Source organism: Neorhizobium puerariae, from assembly GCF_042429745.1.
GTDB lineage: Bacteria > Pseudomonadota > Alphaproteobacteria > Rhizobiales > Rhizobiaceae > Neorhizobium > Neorhizobium puerariae.
Map to the genome: position 1 here is coordinate 161,586 of NZ_JBHMAA010000024.1, position 19,596 is coordinate 181,181.

The window sequence follows — 19,596 nt, forward strand, 5'->3', positions numbered from 1 at the left end:
GCATCCGCACGGCCCAAAAGATTGTGCAGCGCGAAGGAATTTCGCGGATCGGCCTTTTTCCCGCCCTCGAAACCGCTAGGATCGCAGCAACAGTCCCTACCGCCGGTGAGCTTCCATGACCGAGTTCGAAACCGACCTTTCCGCCTCCGACGACTTCGATGTCGCGCCCGTCCGGCTGACGGTCGATCTCGGAGCGCTTGCCGACAACTGGCGGGAGATGGCGCGACGATCCGGCAGGGCGCGCGCCGCGGCGGTCGTCAAGGCCGATGCCTATGGGCTCGGAATCGAGGATTGCGGCACCGCTCTCTACGAGGCCGGCGCCCGCGATTTCTTCGTCGCCGTGGCCCAGGAAGGTGCGACACTGCGCGCCTATGCGCCGGATGCCCGTATCTATGTGCTTTCCGGCATCTGGCCGGGGCAGGAAGCGATTTTCTACGAACACGGACTGGTGCCGGTGCTTGCCTCGGAAGAGCAGCTCGCCTTCTGGATGTCGGTGACCGCCGAACACGGCGACCATCCCTGCGCGCTGCAGGTGGATACGGGGTTCAACCGGCTCGGCCTGCCGCCCGAAGAGGCGATCGCATTCGCCGACGACGTCTCGCGGCCCGCCAGCTTCTCTCCCGTGCTGGTGCTGTCGCATCTCCACAACGGCGACACGCCGTCTTCCGACCTCAACCGTCGCCAGCTCGAATCATTCCGGAGGGTTGCGGAGGCTTTCGAAGGAATCGAAGCAAGTCTCTCCGCCTCGGCGGGAATTTTCCTGGGCCCGGAATACCGCTTCGACCTTACCCGGCCCGGCATCGCGCTTTATGGCGGCGAGGCCGTGGCCGGTGAGCCGAACCCGATGAAGCCGGTCGCCCGTGCGGAAGCGCGCATCATCCAGATCCGCGACGCGAAGAAAGGCGAGACGGTCAGCTATGGCGGCACCCATCAGCTTTCCCGCGACAGCCGCCTGGCGATTGCCGCCGCCGGTTATGCCGATGGCTACCTGCGCTCGCTTTCCGGGTCAGGCGTGCCGCTGCGCCAGGTGGTCGAACACGGCGCCTTCGGCTTCGTTGCCGGCCGCAAGGTGCCGGTGGTCGGCCGCATCACCATGGACCTGACGATCTTCGACGTGACCGACATCGCCCCTTCGGAAATCCGCGCCGGCGATTATATCGAACTCTTCGGCCCCAACATGCCGCTCGACGACGTCGCCCGCGCCGCAGGGACGATCGGCTATGAACTCCTGACTGGCCTCGGACTGCGCTACGAACGGCGGTATGTCTATCCCGACAGCTAGGCTGTGTGGAAGGCTTGGAAGCCGAAATCCACTGTGCTATACGAGAACAAAAGGAGATCGAAATGACCGAGATCCATCTCAGCGACGAGGACAGGGCTTTCATCGAGGAGCAGGTGAAAACCGGAGTCTACAAGGATGCCGACGAGGTCGTGGCGGCAGGACTGCGCCTGCTCGGCAGCGAGGAAGGCGAGTTACAGGAACTGAGCCGTCTTATCCAAGAAGGGATCGATGATGTCGAAGCCGGCCGCGTGGTGCAGTTCGAAAGCGCCGAAGAGCTTACGGCGCATATCCTGAAGATGGCGGAGGAACGGAAGAATGCGGTCGCGCCGACTGGTAATGTCCCAAAGGGCGCTGAACGATCTTCTCGGCATCTATGAGTATATTGCCCAGTTAACCCGGTGGCGGCCAGGCGTCTGCTCGATGACATCAACGCGAAAATCAAGTGGATGGCAGGGCTCGGCGTAATTGGTGTACCCCGCGACTTCATTCCGGGTTTGAGAGCATTTCCCTATCGAAAACGGTGCATCTATTTCCTTGTCGAGGAAAGAAAATTGACTGTGCTCCATATTTCTCCACGGTCGTCAAAAAGTCTCTTCCGACGATTTCAAGACAGACGAAACCTGACCTCATGGCGAAAACAAAGACCCAATTCGTGTGCCAGAACTGCGGCACGGTGCACAACCGCTGGGCCGGCAGATGCGACGGCTGCGGCGAGTGGAACACCATCGTCGAGGAAGACCCGATGGGCGGCATCGGCGGCGGGCCGGGCCGGGCGCCGAAGAAGGGCCGCGCCGTGGCCCTCACCACGCTTTCGGGCGAAACCGAACATGCGCCGCGCATCCATACCGGCATTTCCGAACTCGACCGGGCGACCGGCGGGGGCTTCGTGCGCGGTTCGGCGGTGCTCGTCGGCGGCGATCCCGGCATCGGCAAGTCGACCCTGCTGATGCAGGGAGCGGCCGCCCTTTCCCGCCGCGGCCACCGGATCGTCTATGTCTCGGGCGAAGAGGCCGTGGCGCAGGTGCGCCTGCGGGCCCAGCGGCTCGGGGCGGCCGATTCGGACGTGCTGCTCGCCGCCGAGACGAATGTGGAAGACATCCTCGCCACCATCTCGGAAGGCAAGCGGCCCGATCTCGTCATCATCGACTCCATCCAGACGCTCTGGAGCGATACCGCCGATTCGGCGCCGGGCACCGTCACCCAGGTGCGCACCGGCGTGCAGGCGATGATCCGCTTCGCCAAGCAGACGGGTTCGGCCATGGTTCTCGTCGGCCACGTCACCAAGGAAGGCCAGATCGCCGGTCCCCGCGTCGTCGAGCACATGGTCGATGCCGTCCTCTATTTCGAGGGCGACCGCGGCCATCACTACCGCATCCTGCGCACGGTCAAGAACCGCTTCGGGCCGACCGACGAGATCGGCGTCTTCGAAATGTCCGACAAGGGGTTGCGGGAGGTCTCCAATCCATCCGAACTCTTCCTGGGCGAACGCAACGCCAAGGCGCCGGGCGCGGCGGTCTTCGCCGGCATGGAGGGCACCCGGCCGGTCCTGGTCGAGGTACAGGCGCTGGTCGCCCCCACCTCGCTCGGCACGCCGCGCCGCGCCGTGGTCGGCTGGGATTCCTCGCGGCTTTCGATGATTCTCGCGGTGCTCGAGGCCCATTGCGGCGTCCGGCTCGGCCAGCATGACGTGTATCTGAACGTGGCCGGCGGCTATCGCATCTCGGAACCGGCGGCCGACCTTGCGGTCGCTTCCGCGCTCGTCTCCTCTCTTGCCGGTCTTGCCCTGCCCGCCGATTGCGTCTATTTCGGCGAAATCAGCCTCTCGGGGGCGGTGCGGCCAGTCTCCCAGACTGCCCAACGCCTTAAGGAAGCTGAGAAACTCGGCTTTTCCGGAGCGATGCTTCCGGCTGCATCCGCCGAAGTGCCCAAGGGCACGGCGAGCCGCTGGACCGAGATCGACGACCTGCCGGACCTGGTGGCGCGGATCGCCGGTTCGGCAAAAAGGCTGGGAAATGCGCCGGAGGATGATTGATCTTCCGTTAACAGGTCCGCTGTTGTATGACGGCTGCCTTGAGGCGGGGTGCCGGGCGTAATCCGGCAAGTCTTGGAGTAATATATGCCCATTACGATTTTCGACGGTATCGTCATCGGCGTGACGCTGTTTTCCGCCGTGCTCGCCATGGTTCGCGGTTTCTCGCGGGAAGTGCTGTCGATCGCAAGCTGGGTGGGCTCTGTCGCCGCCGCCTATTACCTTTATCCGCTGCTGCTTCCCTATGCGAAGAACTACACGGCGGACGACCGCATCGCGATCGCCGCATCCGCCGGCATCATCTTCCTGATCGCGCTGATCGTCATTTCCTTCATCACGACCCGGATCGCCGATTTCATCATCGACAGCCGCGTCGGCGCGCTGGACCGGACGCTCGGCTTCCTGTTCGGCGCGGCCCGCGGCATCCTGCTGCTCGTCGTCGCCGTCGCCTTCTGGAACTGGCTGGTGGCCGCCAATGCGCAGCCGGCCTGGGTCACGCATGCGAAATCCAAGCCGTTCCTCGACACGCTGGTGGCGCGCCTCGAGGCCGTGCTGCCCGACGATATCGAGCCGCAGATCCGCGCCCGCATCATGGGCCGCGAGGCAGCGCCCGCGGAAGGCGCACCGGGTCAGGATCAGCCGCCGGCAGAGGATGCGCCGGCAACAAATAATTGACGCTTTGTTGCGCTTGATGCGGCGCAAAACGTCACCATTTGTGGTAACATTCGAAATGACATGAAACGGGCTGGGCCCGGGGGACGCTTTCTCCGGCCCGCCTCTCCGTTTTTCCGAAAGGGACAAGTTGTCCGAAAGGATAAGGAACCAAGATGAGTGAGCCGGTTTCTGGGGCGTTCGACGGAAGAAGCGTCCACGAATGGGATGGGGACACGCTTCGCGAGGAATGCGGCGTTTTCGGAATCCTGGGACATCCCGATGCGGCGACGCTGACCGCGCTCGGGCTCCATGCGCTCCAGCATCGCGGCCAGGAAGCCGCCGGCATCGTTTCCTTCGACGGCCTGCGCTTCCATTCGGAACGCCGCATGGGCCTTGTCGGCGACCACTATACCGATCCGGCCACGCTTGCCCGGCTGCCCGGCAATATCGCCATCGGCCACAATCGCTATTCCACCACCGGCGAGGTGGCGCTCCGCAACGTGCAGCCGCTGTTCGCCGAACTGGAAGTGGGCGGCATCGCGATCGCCCATAACGGCAACTTCACCAACGGGCTGACGCTGCGCCGGCAGCTGATCGCCGGCGGCGCGATCTGCCAGTCCACTTCCGATACCGAAGTGGTCCTCCACCTCATCGCCCGCTCCCGCTATACGTCGACGGCCGACCGCTTCATCGACGCGATCCGCCAAATGGAAGGCGGTTACGCCATGGTCGCCATGACGCGCACCAAGCTGATCGCCGCCCGCGACCCGATCGGCATCCGGCCGCTCGTCATGGGCGAGCTCGACGGCAAGCCGATCTTCTGTTCCGAGACCTGCGCACTCGACATCATCGGCGCGAAATTCGTCCGCGACGTGGAGAACGGCGAGGTCATCATCTGCGAAATCCAGCCCGACGGGTCGATCAGCATCGATGCCCGCAAGGCCGGCAATGGCCAGCCGGAGCGGCTCTGCCTGTTCGAATACGTCTATTTCGCCCGTCCCGATTCCGTGGTCGGCGGCCGCAGCGTCTATGTCGCCCGCAAGAACATGGGCATCAACCTCGCCAAGGAAGCGCCCGTCGAAGCCGATGTCGTGGTGCCCGTGCCGGACGGCGGCACGCCCGCCGCTCTCGGCTATGCGCAGGAAAGCGGCATCCCCTTCGAGTACGGCATCATCCGCAACCATTATGTCGGCCGCACCTTCATCGAGCCGACGCAGCAGATTCGCGCCTTCGGCGTCAAGCTCAAGCATTCCGCCAACCGGGCGATGATCGAGGGCAAGCGCGTCATCCTGGTGGACGATTCGATCGTGCGCGGCACGACGTCGCTGAAGATCGTGCAGATGATCCGCGATGCCGGCGCACGCGAAGTGCATTTCCGGGTCGCGAGCCCGATGATCTATTATCCGGACTTCTACGGCATCGACACGCCGGACCGGGAAAAGCTGCTCGCCAACCAATATGACAGCCTGGAGGCGATGTGCCGCTATATCGGGGCGGACTCGCTGCAATTCCTGTCGATCAACGGCCTTTATCACGCCGTCGGCGACGAGGACCGCAACGACGCCCGCCCGCAGTTCACCGACCATTACTTCACCGGCGACTATCCGACCCGCCTGCTCGACAAGGACGGGGAATCGATGGGACGGAAGGTTTCGGTTCTCGCCAGCAACGGGTGAGACAAACGGATCAGTTTGCATTCGCCGACAAACGGACTAGAAGGCTGCGGCAACGCAGCCTTCTTTTATGCCGTGAAACCGTGAGACGAGCAGGATGGACATCGATTTGAAGAACAGGATCGCGCTGGTCACCGGCGCATCGCGCGGCATCGGTTATTTCACGGCGCTCGCGCTCGCGAGGGCCGGCGCGCATGTGATCGCCACCGCCCGCACCGTGGGGGGACTGGAAGAACTCGACGACGCGATCAAGGCAGTCGGCGGCACCGCCACCCTCGTCCCCTTCGACATCACCGACATGGCTGCGATCGACCGGCTCGGCGCCTCGATCTTCGAGCGCTGGGGCAAGCTCGACATCCTCGTCGCCAATGCCGGCATCCTGGGCGTCATCTCTCCGCTCGGCCATATCGAGGCGAAAGTCTTCGAGAAGGTCATCACCACCAACGTTACGGCCACCTGGCGGCTGATCCGCTCGGTCGAGCCGCTGCTCGTCAAGTCCGATGCGGGACGCGCGCTGATCCTGTCCTCCGGCGTCGCCAGCAATCCCCGCGCCTTCTGGGGCGCCTATGCGATCTCCAAGTCGGCGGTCGAGACCATGGGCCGCATCTGGGCGGCGGAGACCAGCCATACGTCGCTGAAGGTCAACATCGTCAATCCCGGCGCGACCCGCACGGCGATGCGCGCCCAGGCCATGCCCGGCGAAGATCCCCAGACGCTGCCCCATCCTTCAGAAGTCGCCGAAAAGATCCTCTTCCTCGCCTCGCCCGGGATGACGGAAAGCGGCCGGCTGTTCGTGGTGCGCGACAACACGTTCGTGGACTTCAAGTCGCCTGAGTGAATTGCGCCGGTTGAACCGCCGCGGGCGGACGCCATTCCTGCTTGCCGCGCCGGAGGGAGGGGCCTAATCTCACGCCACATCGCGAGTACCGGGGCGTTTTCTTCATTGTCGCTGGCAGAATTCATCACACAATACGGTGCGCTGGCCGTCTTCATCGGCGCCGGCGCCGAGGGCGAGACCGCCGCATTCCTCGGCGGGATATTCGCGCACCGCCACCTGATGCCGGACTGGCAGGCGGCCGCCGCAGCCTCTCTCGGATCGTTCGCGGCCGATCAGCTCTTTTTCTTCGCGGGCCGCTACGCCAGCAGGCTGGGCTTCGTTCGAAAATTCATCGCGTCCAAAATGATGAAGCGTGTCGCCCACCTTCTGGAGACCTATCCGACAGGATTCATCCTGTCCTTTCGCTTCATATACGGAATCAGGATCATCAGCCCGGTTGCCATCGGCCTTTCGTCCATTTCCCCATGGCGTTTCCTGCTGCTCAATTTCATCGCCGCCGCCCTCTGGGGCACGGTCATCACCGCGGTCGGCTATCTGCTCGGCAATGCCGTCGAAGCCCTTTTCGGACGGCTGAGGCTGCACCACCACCTGCTGGTCGCGCTCGCGGCCATTCTTCTCGTCATCGCCTTTGCCGCGATCATCGGTCGGAAATATCTGTCGAAAGCCTCGCAAGGCGCATGACTCCGCTGCGTGCTTTCGAAAACGCGCAGTCCATGGGTCTTAAACCTTTCGCGCTTCGCACAGCCCCTTGACCAAACCCCTCCTCCGCGCCATAACCTCGCTCCATGAAGACGGCGATTTCCATCTGCGGGATCATTATTCGCTAGCGCATGCGCTGGCCCGGCCGTTTTCGTCTCTCGAAAAGCCTTGAAGACAAACGACCCGGTCCGGCACCGGCGCTTGCCCCCTTTTGGAGACCGACGGGGAGACTTTCGGGAGATTTTTCGATGAGCTTTTCGCTCAAGCTCTACAATACGCTGACCCGCGAGAAGGCGGAATTCAAGCCGATCGACGCCCGGAACGTGCGCATGTATGTCTGCGGCCCGACGGTCTACGACTATGCCCATATCGGCAATGCCCGGCCGGCGATCGTCTTCGACGTGCTCTTCCGGCTGCTGCGGCATGTCTATGGCGAAAGCCATGTCACCTACGCACGCAACATCACCGACGTGGACGACAAGATCAACGCCCGCGCGCTCAGGGACCATCCCGGCCTGCCGCTCAACGAGGCGATCCGCGCGGTCACGGAAAGGACCGAGACGCAGTTCCACGAGGATGTGGCGGCGCTCGGCTGCCTTCCGCCCACCGTCGAGCCGCGCGCCACCGACAACATCCCCCAGATGACCGGGATCATCGAAAAGCTGATCGCCCGGGGCCATGCCTATGTGGCGGCCGGCGAAGTGCTGTTCGACACGAAATCGATGCGCGACTACGGCCAGCTCTCCAAGCGCCCGCTCAACGAGCAGCAGGCCGGCGCCCGCGTCGCCGTCGATGCGCACAAGAGGAATCCCGGCGATTTCGTGCTCTGGAAGCTCTCCAGCCACAACGAGCCCGGCTGGGAAAGCCCATGGGGCCGCGGCCGTCCGGGCTGGCACATCGAGTGCTCGGCCATGAGCGGGCGTTATCTCGGCGAGGTTTTCGACATCCACGGCGGGGGGCTCGACCTCATCTTCCCGCATCATGAAAACGAGATCGCCCAGTCGCGCTGCGCCCATGGCACGGAGGTGATGGCGAATGTGTGGATGCACAACGGCTTCGTGCAGGTCGAAGGCCGCAAGATGTCGAAGTCGGAAGGCAACTTCATCACCATATACGACCTGTTGCACACGGAAACCTTCGGCGGCCGCAAGTGGCCGGGCGAGGTGCTGCGGCTTGCCATGCTGATGACGCATTATCGCGAGCCGATCGACTTTTCCGTGAAGCGGCTGGAGGAGGCCGAGCGGCTGCTCGCCAAATGGCCCGCCGCGGACCTGTCGGACGCCGCGCCCTGCGACACCGTCTTGGAAGCGCTGGCGGACGATCTCAATACGGTCGCCGCCGTTCAGGCGCTGCACGGCCTGGCCCAGGAAGCCAATGCCGACAAGGCGCTGCTACCGGTCTTTGCGGCCAGCGCCGCGCTGATCGGCGTGCTGCCGCAGAAGACGGAAATCGACGAGGCGGTCGCCGCCGAGATCGACACGCGCGTCAAGGCGCGGCTTGAACTGCTGAAGGCGAAAAACTTCGCCGAGGCCGACAAGATCCGCGATACACTCGTCGCCGAGGGCATCCAGCTCAAGGACGGCAAGGACCCGGCAACCGGCGAACGCGTCACGACCTGGGAGGTGAAGCGCTAGGGCGCTTCACCTGTTGCCTGGAGGAGAAGAGCGATGATCGATCACATGGGCATCAGGGTCGGGAATTTCGACCGGGCCAGGACCTTCTGCGACGCAGCCTTCGCGCCGCCCGGCGCCGCGCTTCTCCACATGGTGCCAACCGAATATACCCATGGCGTGAAGGTCTGCGGCTACGGGCGCGAGAGGCCGGTCGCCGGCTATATCGTCGATTTCGCCTGCCCTACCCATCATCTGATCGTGGAAGTCGATGGATCGCAGCACGGTAACGATGTCGATCTTCGCTACGACGACAATCGTACCCGACGTCCGCAAAAGGATGGCTGGACGGTCCTGCGTTTTTGGACCGACGACGTTCTGAAGGACGTGGACAACGTTTGTCTTCATATCGTGAGAACCGTTGAGGAGGCCGGCTCATGACCATCATCCTTACCGGCGGGTGCCAGTGCGGCGCGGTGCGCTACCGGGCGACCGGCGAGATCGGGTTTCCGCATCTGTGCCATTGCCGCATGTGCCAGAAGGCGGCGGGCAGCTATTTCATGCCGCTCGGCGGCGTGAAATGGGAGAACTTCTCCTTCACCCGCGGCGAGCCGGCGTGGTTCCACTCCTCCGAAACCGTGCGGCGAGGCTTCTGCGTCCAATGCGGCACGCCGCTCTTCTATGACGGCGGCAGCGACCATATCAGCATCACGCTGGGCTCGCTGGACGCGCCGCAGGGCGTCAGGCCGGCGCTGCAGACCAATCTTGCGCACAAGATGTTCTGGTTCGGCGCGCTCGACGGCCTGCCGCACGATGCCGGCATGGACATGACGCCGGACGAGGAGAAGAAGGTGGCGGCGAGCAGCCGCCAGCATCCGGATCACGACACGGAAAGCTGGCCGCCTGAGGAACGGGAGGCAAGGTCATGAACGCAATCGTCAGAACCGGCGGATGCCAGTGCGGCGGCATCCGCTTCCGGCTGGAGGGAGAGCCGCTGGATTCCTCGATCTGTCATTGCCGCATGTGCCAGAAGGCCTTCGGCGCCTATTACGCGCCGCTGGTCGCGGTCGGCGAGGCCAACCTTGCCTGGACGCGCGGCGCGCTCAAGTATTTCCAGTCGTCGAACCATGTGCGGCGCGGGTTCTGCCCGGATTGCGGCACGCCGATGACCTATGAGGCGGATGACGGCATCGCGATCTCCGCCGGCAGTTTCGACGATCCCGCCTCGCTGCCGCCGGTTATCCAGTTCGGCGTGGAGGGCAAGCTGCCCTTCGTCGACCGGTTGCACACGCTGCCACAGCGCCACACGATGGACGATATCGATTCCGCTCCCTTCCTGAGCGACATCGTCTCGTACCAGCATCCCGATCACGACACGGAAACCTGGCCGCCGGAAGACTGGCAGCCAATGGATTGGCAGAAGGAGAAGAGGCAATGAGCGAAACCCCGAAAACAGGCGGCTGCCAGTGCGGCGCCGTGCGCTTCCGCATCCATGGCGAACTCGGGCGCGCCTCGATCTGCCATTGCCGCATGTGCCAGAAGGCCTTCGGCGGTTTCTTCGGGCCGCTCGTCAGCGCCCCGAAGGACGGCGTCGAATGGACCCGCGGCGAACCCAAATACTTCCAGTCCTCGGTCAATATCGACCGCGGCTTCTGCGAGAACTGCGGCACGCCCCTCACCTATCGCCATCCGGGCGGGCTGGAACTCTCGATCGGCTCCTTCGACAATCGTGACGACCTGGCGCCGAAGATCCAGGTGAACTACGCGTCCCGCATACCGTGGGTGGAAACGATCTTCGACCAGCCCGTCCACAACGACGCGGACTATTACGTGCGGCAGGAGCAGATCATCTCCTTCCAGCATCCGGACCACGACACGGATGCATGGCCTTCGAAAGGCTTGTGAGATGACGGGCGACCCGAACCTGAAGATGCCGAAATGGCTGCTCTACGGACTGATCGCCAAGGGCATCCTCGTCGTGCTGATCACGGGGGCGATCCTGGCCTATGCATTCCTGAGGTGACGGGTCGCCTCTTTTTTACACCGCCGGCAGGGCGGAGAGATTGACGAAGGATTTTTTGATGACTGAATCACTGCGTGGCCTCTATCCCGAGATCGAACCCTTCGAGACCGGCCATCTCGATGTCGGCGACGGCCATGCGATCTACTGGGAGCGGGTCGGCACGCGCGGCGCAAAACCCGCCGTCTTCCTGCATGGGGGACCGGGCGGCGGCTGCAATCCGAACCAACGGCGGCTCTTCGATCCTGCGCTTTACGACGTGCTGCTCTTCGACCAGCGCGGTTGCGGCCGCTCCACGCCGCATGCCAGCCTGGAAGCCAACACGACCTGGCATCTGGTCGCCGATATCGAACGGCTGAGGAAGATGACCGGCGTCGAAAGATGGCAGGTCTTCGGCGGCTCCTGGGGCTCGACGCTGGCGCTCGCCTATGCGGAAACCCATCCCGAGCGCGTGACCGAGCTTCTGGTGCGGGGCATCTATACGCTGACGAGGCCCGAGCTCGACTGGTATTATCAGTTCGGCGTCTCGGAAATGTTCCCGGACAAGTGGGAGGCCTTCGTCGCGCCCATTCCGGAAGCCGAGCGCCACGAGATGATGGCCGCCTATCACCGCCGGCTCACCGGCGAGGACAAGGCCGAGCAGATCCGCTGCGCCAAGGCCTGGAGCGTCTGGGAGGGCTCCACCATCACGCTGCTCCCGGACCCGCAGCTTGCTGCAACCCACGACGAGGATCGCTATGCGCTCGCCTTCGCGCGCATCGAGAACCATTTCTTCATGAATGCGGGCTGGCTGGAGGATGGGCAGCTTCTGCGCGACGCGGTGAAGCTCAAGGGCATTCCGGGCGTCATCGTGCACGGGCGCTACGACATGCCCTGCCCGCTGAAATACGCCTGGCAGCTCTCGAAGGTCTGGACGGACGCGGATTTCCACATCATCGAAGGCGCCGGCCATGCGGTCTCGGAGCCGGGCATCACCGACAGGCTGATCCGCGCTACGGACCGGTTTGCGGGGAAGGCCTGATCCCGATGGTGACCAGGGATACCCCCTCTGCCCTGCCGTGCAGAGGGGGTGACGCCGCCGACAGAAGAATAATGCCGCTCCAGGAGGAGCACCCATGACACGCGAACGCATCTATCTCTTCGACACCACGCTCCGCGACGGGCAGCAAACGCCCGGCGTCGATTTCTCCGTCGAGGACAAGATCGCCATTTCCGACATGCTGGACGCGTTCGGCATCGATTATGTCGAGGGTGGCTATCCCGGCGCGAACCCGACCGATACAGCCTTCTTCTCCCAGAAGCGCACGGACAAATCCGCCTTCGTCGCCTTCGGCATGACGAAGCGGGCCGGCATTTCCGCGTCCAACGATCCGGGTCTTGCGGTGCTGCTGCAGGCCGAGAGCGATGCGGTCTGTTTCGTCGCGAAAAGCTGGGACTACCATGTGCGCGTCGCGCTCGGCTGTTCCAACGAGGAGAACCTGGAATCGATCCGCGACAGCGTCGCGGCCACCCGCCAGGCGGGCAAGGAGGCCATGGTCGATTGCGAGCATTTCTTCGACGGCTACAAGGCCAATCCGGACTATGCGCTTGCCTGCGCGCGCACGGCCCACGAGGCCGGCGCCCGCTGGGTCGTGCTCTGCGACACCAACGGCGGCACGCAGCCGGACGAAATCCGCAAGATCGTCAAGGCGGTGATCGCCGCGGGCATACCGGGCTCGTCGCTCGGCATCCACGCCCATGACGATACCGGCCAGGCGGTCGCCAATTCGCTCGCGGCGATAGAGGCGGGCTGTCGTCAGATCCAGGGCACGCTGAACGGTATCGGCGAGCGCTGCGGCAATGCCAACCTGGTGACGCTGATCGCGACGCTCGCCCTGAAAGAGTTTTATTCCAGCCGCTTCGAGACGGCGATCGACACCGAACGGCTGACCGGGCTCACCAATCTCAGCCACGCCTTCGACGAACTCCTGAACCGCTCGCCGAACCACCAGAGCCCCTATGTCGGCGCGTCGGCCTTCGCCACCAAGGCCGGCATCCATGCCTCGGCGCTTCTGAAGGACCCGCGTACCTACGAGCATGTGACGCCGGAAAGCGTCGGCAATTTCCGCAAGGTCATGGTGTCGGACCAGGGTGGCAAGTCGAACTTCATCAACGCGCTCAAGCGACGCGGCATCGAGGTTGCCAAGGACGACCCCAAGCTCGACCGGCTGATCTCCATCGTCAAGGAGCGCGAGGCTTCCGGTTATGCCTATGAAGGCGCCGATGCGAGCTTCGAGCTGCTCGCCCGCCGCACGCTCGGCACGATCCCGGAATTCTTCTCGATCGAAGGGTTCCGGGTGATGGTGGAGCGCCGTTTCGATTCCCACGGCCGCCTGAAAATCGTCTCGGAAGCGGTCGTGAAGATCGCGGTCGACGGCGAGACGCTGATGTCGGTCGCGGAAGGGGATGGCCCGGTCAACGCACTCGACCGGGCGCTGCGCAAGGATTTCGGCAAATACCAGCACGAGATCGACGACCTGCTACTCGCCGATTTCAAGGTGCGTATCCTCAATGGCGGAACGGAAGCGATCACCCGCGTCCTGATCGAATCCACCGACAGCAGCGGCGCGCGCTGGTGGACGGTCGGCGTGTCGGAGAACGTCATCGACGCCTCCTTCCAGGCGCTGATGGATTCCGTCATCTACAAGTTGATGAAGAACCGCGAACTGGCGGGCAAGATCGCGGCGGAGTGAGGCTGGGCTGGCGCGGCCCCCGGGCCATGCCGGCGCGACGGGCATGGCCGCCGCGCAGGGGAGGCAGGCAGCCGGCCTAGATCGTAAAGCTCCTGGGCCTGGCGAGCTGCACCTTCTCGGTGCCGGACACTTTCGTGAATTCGAGCGAGGCCGTGTCCAGTATCTTCCCTGCGAGGTTGAAAGTGCGGCCTTCGAATTGCACACGGATCGTGTCGAGGTCTTCGCCGGCCTTGAGCCTTTCGCCCGCTATCTGCTCCTGAAGCGTGAAACTGGCCAGCAGGTAGTCCCGGTTTGACATGCGCGCCTGCTTCTTCTGGAGATCCTCTGCCTCTTTCAGCAGGCTGGTCAGCCTGGCGGACTGCGTCTGGCTTGACGATGCGGCCGGTTGTGCCGTCCGATCGGCGGAATCGGCGCCAGACTTCGTCCGATCCGCTCCGGTGTAACGCTGCAATGCTGAAAAATAGGACGTTGAGCCAATTGTTGTCATGATTATCTCTCCCTGAAGTGGAGCCATCACATCGCATGCAAACCCTGCGTCGAGCTTGTCCCGTGCGCGAACTCGTACGAGACCGATGTCTCCGGACGCCTCCATGGCGGACCATGCGCCCCTCTCCGCTCACGCCTCCTCGAACGAAAGCCCCCAATCCTCCTCGGCGTACCACTCGTTTTCTCCCGGCGGCTTCCGCCAGCGGAGACTGCGCACCTGATATCCCCGGCGACTGCGGAAGGCTTCGGCCAGCGCCTCATGCCGCCCTCCCGGCGCCGGCTCCTGCCCTTCCGCCCAGACGAAAGAGACCGGCTGCAGGAATTTCGCGCCGAAACTCTCCGCGCGCCGCCTGTCGATCATCAGAAAGCCGGCCCGGCGGGTGAAGCCGGTCGGCCGGCCGTTCTCGACCGCCGGGATGCCCAGCGGGAACAGCAGCCGCCCGCCGATCGCCAGATTGTCGATCCAGGCGGCCGGCGGATGGTCGAGCGCGAAATTGGCATAGGCGACGTCGACGTCCTCTTTCGGCCATTCGGTCGCGTCGCCCTGCACCACCTCCACGTTCGGATAAACGGAGAGGCTCTTTCGCACCCTCGCCGCCAGCGCCTCGTCATATTCGATCGCGATCACCCGGCCAGAAGGCCCGGCCAGTTCGGCGATGATGGCCGTGTAATAACCCGCCCCGGCGCCGAGATGGACGACGGTCTCTCCCTCCCGCACGCCGAGGGCATCGAGCCCCGCCGCATGCAGCGAGGGCATGCCGTTGTTGACGCCGCGCTTCGTGTCGAGCCCGATCAGGACATCCTGGTAGAGGACGACGGGATCGGCGGATGCCATTTCGCGATAATTGCGGAAGTCGTTGTAGACCCATGGCGGCGGCCCGACGAAATCCTCGCGCGGAACCTTCGCGAAAGCGCCGAGAAGCCTGTCGTTCCTTGCAATTCCGGCCTTCGCCAATATCTGCCGGGCATAAATCTGCCGGTGCGCCGGCTCATCCTCGAACGCCATTCGACCCTCCACCGCAACAAACGACCAACCTGCATCCGCAAGGTTACAGCATCGCGACACGCGATGGTTCCTTCACCGAAATGAATTGGTTCGGCTAAACCTATTCGTTTAGATCGGAAATAAACAGAACAATATATGGAAACACCCACATGGCCACCGACACCGCTCCGGATATCGTCAGGAACGAGGACACGCCGCGCGGTTTCGCCTTCGGGCTCGCGGCCTATTTCCTCTGGGGTTTCCTGCCGTTCTATCTCAAGGCCGTCGCCCATATTCCCTCGCTGGAAGTGCTGGCGCACCGTGCCATCTGGTCGGTGCCCTTTGCGGGCGTCGTGCTCCTGCTGCTCGGCCGCACCGGCGACCTCAAGGCCGCGCTCCGGAACCCGCGCATGCTCGCCATGGCCGCGCTCACGGCCGTCATCATCGGCGCCAACTGGGGCATCTACGTCTGGGCGGTCGCCGCCGGCCGCGCGCTGGATGCGGCATTGGGCTATTTCATCAATCCGCTCTTCAGCATCTTCCTCGCCGCCGTCATCCTCAAGGAGCGGCTGGCGCCGGCGCAGATGGCGGCGATCGGCCTTGTGGCCGCCGCGGTCGCGATCCTGACCATCGATGCCGGCGGCCTGCCCTGGGTGTCGATCGGGCTGACGGTCACCTGGGGCATCTACGCGCTCCTGCGCAAGACACTGCCGATCGGCCCGAACCAGGGCTTCTTCCTGGAAGTGCTGCTGATCAGCATCCCCTGCCTGCCCTACGTGATCTGGCTGGAGGCGACCGGCCAGGGCCATCTTCTCCATTCGACCGGCTGGGACACGTTCATCCTGAGCGCCGCCGGCATCGTCACCGCCGGACCGCTGATGATCTACGCCAATGGCGCAAAGCTCCTGAAGCTCTCGACGATCGGCATCATGCAATACATCGCCCCGACGATGATCTTCCTCATCGCCGTGTTCGTCTTCCACGAACCGCTGAGCACCACGAAGCTCGGCGCCTTCGTGCTGATCTGGGCCGCGCTCGTTCTCTACACCTGGTCGATGCTGGCCCAGACGCGCGGGCGCTGAAGCCCGTCGCGTGAAAAGAGATTTACCCGGCAGGCTTCAGCTTGCCGTCTTCATGCATGCCGCGCCTCATAGCTTGGAAATCACCGCATCCTCGCCGTCGGACGGAGGGCGCTCCTCGCCCTTTTCCAGGATCGCCGGGATGATGTCGTCCACCTGCGAGATGACCATGGGCTGGACGAGATGGGCGCGGTGGATGAAACCCTGTTCGCGCATGTGGCGGATAAGATCGAGCATCGGGTCCCAGAAACCGCCGATATTGGCGAAGACCATCGGCTTCCGATGCTGGCCGAGCTGCGCCCAGGTCATGATCTCGACGATCTCCTCCAGCGTGCCGATGCCGCCGGGCAGGGTCACGAAAGCGTCAGCGCGCTCGAACATCTTGTGCTTGCGCGCATGCATGTCCTCCGTCACAATCAGCTCGTTGAGCTGGCCCAGCGAATGACGCGTGGCTTCCATGTCGACCAGAAATTCGGGGATGATGCCGGTGACCTGGCCGCCGTTCGACAGAACGCCGGATGCGACCGCACCCATGATGCCCTTGGTGCCTCCGCCATAGACAAGCTGAAGCCCATGGGCGGCGATGGATTTTCCAAGCGCGCGGCCCGCCGCGATATAGGCAGGGTCGCGCCCCGGCTGCGAGCCGCAATAAACGCAGATGGATCGAATCGGCAAGAGTTTTCTCCGTAAGGCATTCCAAGGCGGGGCGGGAACAGGCCCGAACGCCGAAATTGACGGGAAATGCCCGGAAGAGCAAGGGTTTATCGTGTGAAAAGCTTGTGAATGCAGGAGGAAAGGGTTAATCCGGTTATACGACGGCAGGCATCGTTCTTTTGATCCGAATCCCTGAGGAGCAAGGACTTCGGACCCCGTCGGGAGAGGCATGATGATGAGAAACCGCGCCGGCTGGCTGGCCCTGATCGTACTCGCCATCGCATCGTTGCTGATGGTGTTCTTCGTATTGCCGAGGATCAATCAGGATGCGAAGCCGGTTGCCGATGCGATCAATGCCGCGGGCAGCACCGTCAAGGACGCCGTGACCGGCGCGCAGCAGGCCGCCGGGACGCCGGACACCGCAAAACCCGCCGGACAGGCCGCGGCCCCGCAGGCGGCAGGCCAGGCCGCGCAGCAGCAGGCGACCGCGGCCACCTCGCCCTCCTTCGACGTGCTGCGTGTCGAGCCGAACGGCTCGACCGTGATCGCCGGCCGCGCCGAACCCAATTCCACGCTTGAAATCACCAACGGCGCTTCCGTCGTCGCCAAGGTGAATGTCGGCCCGAGCGGAGATTTCGCCGCGGTTCTCGACAATCCGCTGCCGCCCGGCGACCATGAGCTCGTGCTGAAGGCCACCGGCAAGGACGGCAAGGCGACGATGTCCGAGGAGACCGCCACCGTTTCCGTCCCGGCGGACAAGGGCGGCAAGCTTCTCGCCATGGTCACCAAGCCGGGCAAGGCGAGCCGTGTGATCGCCATGCCCGGCCAGCCTGCGGCGCCCTCCCAAACTACGGCTGTTTCGCCGTCCTCCGCACCCGTCGCGCCGGCGGCGGAAGCCCAGACCGCCTTGCCTTCCCTGCCGGCCGGTTCCTCCGGCCTCGCCTCCTCCGCGCCGGTCATGGGGGCACCGGTCATGGGGGCACCGGTCATGGGGGCACCAGTCATGGGAACACCGGCCCTGGGAGCCTCCGGGCCGAATTCACCGGCGCCTGCGGCGACGGCCTCCGAGCTGCGGGTGACCGCGGTGGAAATCGAGGGCAGCAAGATTTTCGTCGCCGGTGTCTCCAAGGCCGGGATGCCGCTGCGCGGACAGGCCGACGGCAAGCCGATCGGCACCGCGCAGGCCGGCCCGGACGGCAGCTTCGTCATCGAGGGGACGACCGACCTTGCAGTCGGCGACCACAAGATCGCGGTCGAGGCCCTCGGCGCCGGCGGCCAGGTACTGGTGCGCGTCGAAGTTCCCTTCAACCGGCCGGCCGGCGATCAGGTCGCCGCGATTGCCGCGACCCGTGACGGCGACGTGATGGCTGCGCTCGATGCCGGCGCCTTCGACAAGCTGCGCAACGAGACGGTGCGCGCCTTCAACCTGCTGCGCGGCCTTTATGACGGCGGCCGCGTTCCCTCGCTGGAACAGATGGTCGCCGCCCGTTCCGCGACCAGCATCGCGCTGAAATCGCTCGCGGAATACCGGCTGCCGGCAGACGCCGCCGCGGCCTCCCGCACCATTGCCGAAACCACCGCCAGGAACGCGGCAACGGCGCTCGCCGCGCTTGATGCGCTGCCGAAGGACGTCGCCTCCGTCGGCGCCGGGCTGAAGCGGATCGGCGAGATGATCGCCCGCGCCGTCGGGCCGGTCATCGCCCGCGAGCTCACTGGCGTGGAGATCGCCGCGACCGCCCCCGACGCAAACGGCGCCAGGACGATCCAGCAGGAGCCGCTCAACCCGAGCGACCGCAATTCGGTCATCATCCGCCGCGGCGACACGCTGTGGCAGATTTCCCGCCGGCTTTACGGCCAGGGCGTGCGCTACACGACGATCTACCTCGCCAACGAGGACCAGATCCGCAATCCCGACATCATCCAGCCCGGCCAGATCTTCGGCGTGCCGGAAGAATACCGGCCGGACTCCGAAGAGCTGCATCGCGAGCGCATGCAGCACAAGCGGTCGTAAGCGGCTGCCTTTTCACCCCTCCCGCACGCCGGGAGGGGGAAAATTTCCTGCCCCCCGAAAATTCCTTCTCCGTTTTTTCAGGCACTTGGCCTGTTTTTCATCCCCGCCACATCCCCCTCTTCCTGGAATGCGCGACAATCGCTTCGTCATCGGATGGGAAACCGGCTTCTGGAACCGGCCTCCTCATCGGGTTCCAGAGGCTCGGTTCCGGTGATGATCGACGGCAGGCGGCATGGGAGACCTGACTATACCTCCCGGAATGCCTGCGGCGATCGGGGCAGGCGGAAAGCCTGAATACCCAATACCCCGAAACACCCGCCTGCCCCATTCCCGATCCCGACCGCGCCGGAACGCCATCCGGCGCGGACAACGGCGCTTGCCTACGATGCGCCATGCAGAAAGACGAACGCCCCATAAATAATGGCCACCCACATCGCCAGTGAGATCGCAAGAATCAGCAAGAGGTTTCGAAAGCGACGGATCATGGGACATGATACAAACATCCCCTTGCCGGCACACAGTGACCTTAAGACTTAGTATAAGTGGAAAGATAGGGCATTCGACGTAGTGTGTCTGTCACCTGAACGTGCTTTGATAGCATTCGAGACGCCATTCAGGGGGCATATATACATGTCGAAGCGAGCAAGCTCATTGCGAACCCTCAGGGCAACCGCCCGGCGCAGGCCGCGCAAGCCGTTCAAGAAGCAATCGAAGCCAAGGATCGAGGACACCGATGCCAATCGGGAATCGGCCGTCATCTACGTGCTCTTCCCGCGCAAACAGGCGGAGGTCGCCGACAAGTGCAAGGTTCCGGCGTGCTGATGCCGGGATGAGGCTCACGCCC

20 protein-coding genes are annotated in these 19,596 nt (G+C 64.1%); 17 read left to right on the top strand and 3 right to left on the bottom strand.

Translation table 11 applies throughout. The features are described 5' to 3' along the window. The first annotated feature begins 115 nt into the window (after positions 1-115). The 14 genes from alr to cimA all read left to right on the top strand — a co-directional run bounded on the left by alr (position 116) and on the right by cimA (position 13,537). Positions 116-1,282, top strand: coding sequence for an alanine racemase (gene alr, locus ACFFP0_RS20355; RefSeq protein WP_377264024.1), 1,167 nt, complete (start codon positions 116-118; stop codon positions 1,280-1,282). A 62-nt stretch (positions 1,283-1,344) separates the two neighbouring features. Next, a complete protein-coding gene (locus ACFFP0_RS20360; RefSeq protein WP_377264025.1) occupies positions 1,345-1,659 on the top strand; it encodes a type II toxin-antitoxin system ParD family antitoxin in 315 nt (104 codons plus the stop codon). A 251-nt stretch (positions 1,660-1,910) separates the two neighbouring features. Next, positions 1,911-3,314, top strand: a complete 1,404-nt coding sequence (gene radA, locus ACFFP0_RS20365) for a DNA repair protein RadA (RefSeq protein WP_377264026.1) — start codon at positions 1,911-1,913, stop codon at positions 3,312-3,314. An 84-nt stretch (positions 3,315-3,398) separates the two neighbouring features. After that, positions 3,399-3,986, top strand: a complete 588-nt coding sequence (locus tag ACFFP0_RS20370) for a CvpA family protein (RefSeq protein WP_377264027.1) — start codon at positions 3,399-3,401, stop codon at positions 3,984-3,986. 152 nt (positions 3,987-4,138) lie between these two features. Then, positions 4,139-5,641 (top strand): amidophosphoribosyltransferase, encoded by a 1,503-nt coding sequence (gene purF, locus ACFFP0_RS20375; RefSeq protein ID WP_377264028.1) that lies wholly within the window; start codon positions 4,139-4,141, stop codon positions 5,639-5,641. A gap of 94 nt (positions 5,642-5,735) precedes the next feature. Continuing rightward, the gene (locus ACFFP0_RS20380; RefSeq protein WP_377264029.1) at positions 5,736-6,476 is read left to right on the top strand and encodes an SDR family NAD(P)-dependent oxidoreductase; all 741 of its coding nucleotides are present in this window, start codon (positions 5,736-5,738) and stop codon (positions 6,474-6,476) included. Between the two features lie 105 nt (positions 6,477-6,581). After that, positions 6,582-7,157, top strand: coding sequence for a DedA family protein (locus tag ACFFP0_RS20385; RefSeq protein ID WP_377264030.1), 576 nt, complete (start codon positions 6,582-6,584; stop codon positions 7,155-7,157). A 266-nt stretch (positions 7,158-7,423) separates the two neighbouring features. Further along, entirely contained in the window at positions 7,424-8,809 is a 1,386-nt protein-coding gene (cysS, locus tag ACFFP0_RS20390) for a cysteine--tRNA ligase (protein ID WP_377264031.1), read from the top strand. A gap of 33 nt (positions 8,810-8,842) precedes the next feature. Continuing rightward, positions 8,843-9,226, top strand: coding sequence for an endonuclease domain-containing protein (locus tag ACFFP0_RS20395; protein ID WP_512699795.1), 384 nt, complete (start codon positions 8,843-8,845; stop codon positions 9,224-9,226). Then, complete coding sequence (locus ACFFP0_RS20400) at positions 9,223-9,714, top strand: GFA family protein (RefSeq protein WP_377264032.1); 492 nt, start codon at positions 9,223-9,225, stop codon at positions 9,712-9,714. The genes ACFFP0_RS20395 and ACFFP0_RS20400 overlap by 4 nt, the downstream gene beginning before the upstream one ends. Continuing rightward, positions 9,711-10,223, top strand: a complete 513-nt coding sequence (locus tag ACFFP0_RS20405; protein WP_377264033.1) for a GFA family protein — start codon at positions 9,711-9,713, stop codon at positions 10,221-10,223. The genes ACFFP0_RS20400 and ACFFP0_RS20405 overlap by 4 nt, the downstream gene beginning before the upstream one ends. After that, the gene (locus tag ACFFP0_RS20410) at positions 10,220-10,690 is read left to right on the top strand and encodes a GFA family protein (RefSeq protein WP_377264034.1); all 471 of its coding nucleotides are present in this window, start codon (positions 10,220-10,222) and stop codon (positions 10,688-10,690) included. Before ACFFP0_RS20405 ends, ACFFP0_RS20410 begins: the two co-directional genes overlap by 4 nt. Before the next feature lie 176 nt (positions 10,691-10,866). Further along, complete coding sequence (gene pip / locus ACFFP0_RS20415) at positions 10,867-11,826, top strand: prolyl aminopeptidase (RefSeq protein WP_377264035.1); 960 nt, start codon at positions 10,867-10,869, stop codon at positions 11,824-11,826. Between the two features lie 94 nt (positions 11,827-11,920). Further along, on the top strand, positions 11,921-13,537 hold the full coding sequence (gene cimA, locus ACFFP0_RS20420; protein ID WP_377264036.1) for a citramalate synthase: 1,617 nt from the start codon (positions 11,921-11,923) through the stop codon (positions 13,535-13,537). Positions 13,538-13,613: 76 nt separating this feature from the next. Here the strand turns inward: cimA and ACFFP0_RS20425 are convergent, their stop codons facing one another. Next, entirely contained in the window at positions 13,614-14,024 is a 411-nt protein-coding gene (locus ACFFP0_RS20425) for a hypothetical protein (protein ID WP_377264037.1), read from the bottom strand. Positions 14,025-14,153: 129 nt separating this feature from the next. Then, positions 14,154-15,029: a protein-L-isoaspartate O-methyltransferase family protein gene (locus ACFFP0_RS20430; RefSeq protein WP_377264038.1), complete on the bottom strand. Its 876-nt coding sequence runs from the start codon at positions 15,027-15,029 to the stop codon at positions 14,154-14,156. A 149-nt stretch (positions 15,030-15,178) separates the two neighbouring features. Between ACFFP0_RS20430 and rarD the strand changes: the two genes are divergently transcribed. Further along, complete coding sequence (gene rarD / locus ACFFP0_RS20435; RefSeq protein WP_377264039.1) at positions 15,179-16,090, top strand: EamA family transporter RarD; 912 nt, start codon at positions 15,179-15,181, stop codon at positions 16,088-16,090. A gap of 66 nt (positions 16,091-16,156) precedes the next feature. Here the strand turns inward: rarD and ACFFP0_RS20440 are convergent, their stop codons facing one another. Further along, the gene (locus ACFFP0_RS20440; protein WP_377264040.1) at positions 16,157-16,762 is read right to left on the bottom strand and encodes an LOG family protein; all 606 of its coding nucleotides are present in this window, start codon (positions 16,760-16,762) and stop codon (positions 16,157-16,159) included. Positions 16,763-16,973: 211 nt separating this feature from the next. Between ACFFP0_RS20440 and ACFFP0_RS20445 the strand changes: the two genes are divergently transcribed. Both ACFFP0_RS20445 and ACFFP0_RS20450 read left to right on the top strand, forming a co-directional pair. Further along, positions 16,974-18,752, top strand: a complete 1,779-nt coding sequence (locus ACFFP0_RS20445; protein WP_377264041.1) for a LysM peptidoglycan-binding domain-containing protein — start codon at positions 16,974-16,976, stop codon at positions 18,750-18,752. A gap of 630 nt (positions 18,753-19,382) precedes the next feature. Continuing rightward, positions 19,383-19,574 (top strand): hypothetical protein, encoded by a 192-nt coding sequence (locus ACFFP0_RS20450; protein WP_377264042.1) that lies wholly within the window; start codon positions 19,383-19,385, stop codon positions 19,572-19,574. The last annotated feature ends 22 nt before the right edge of the window (positions 19,575-19,596 follow it).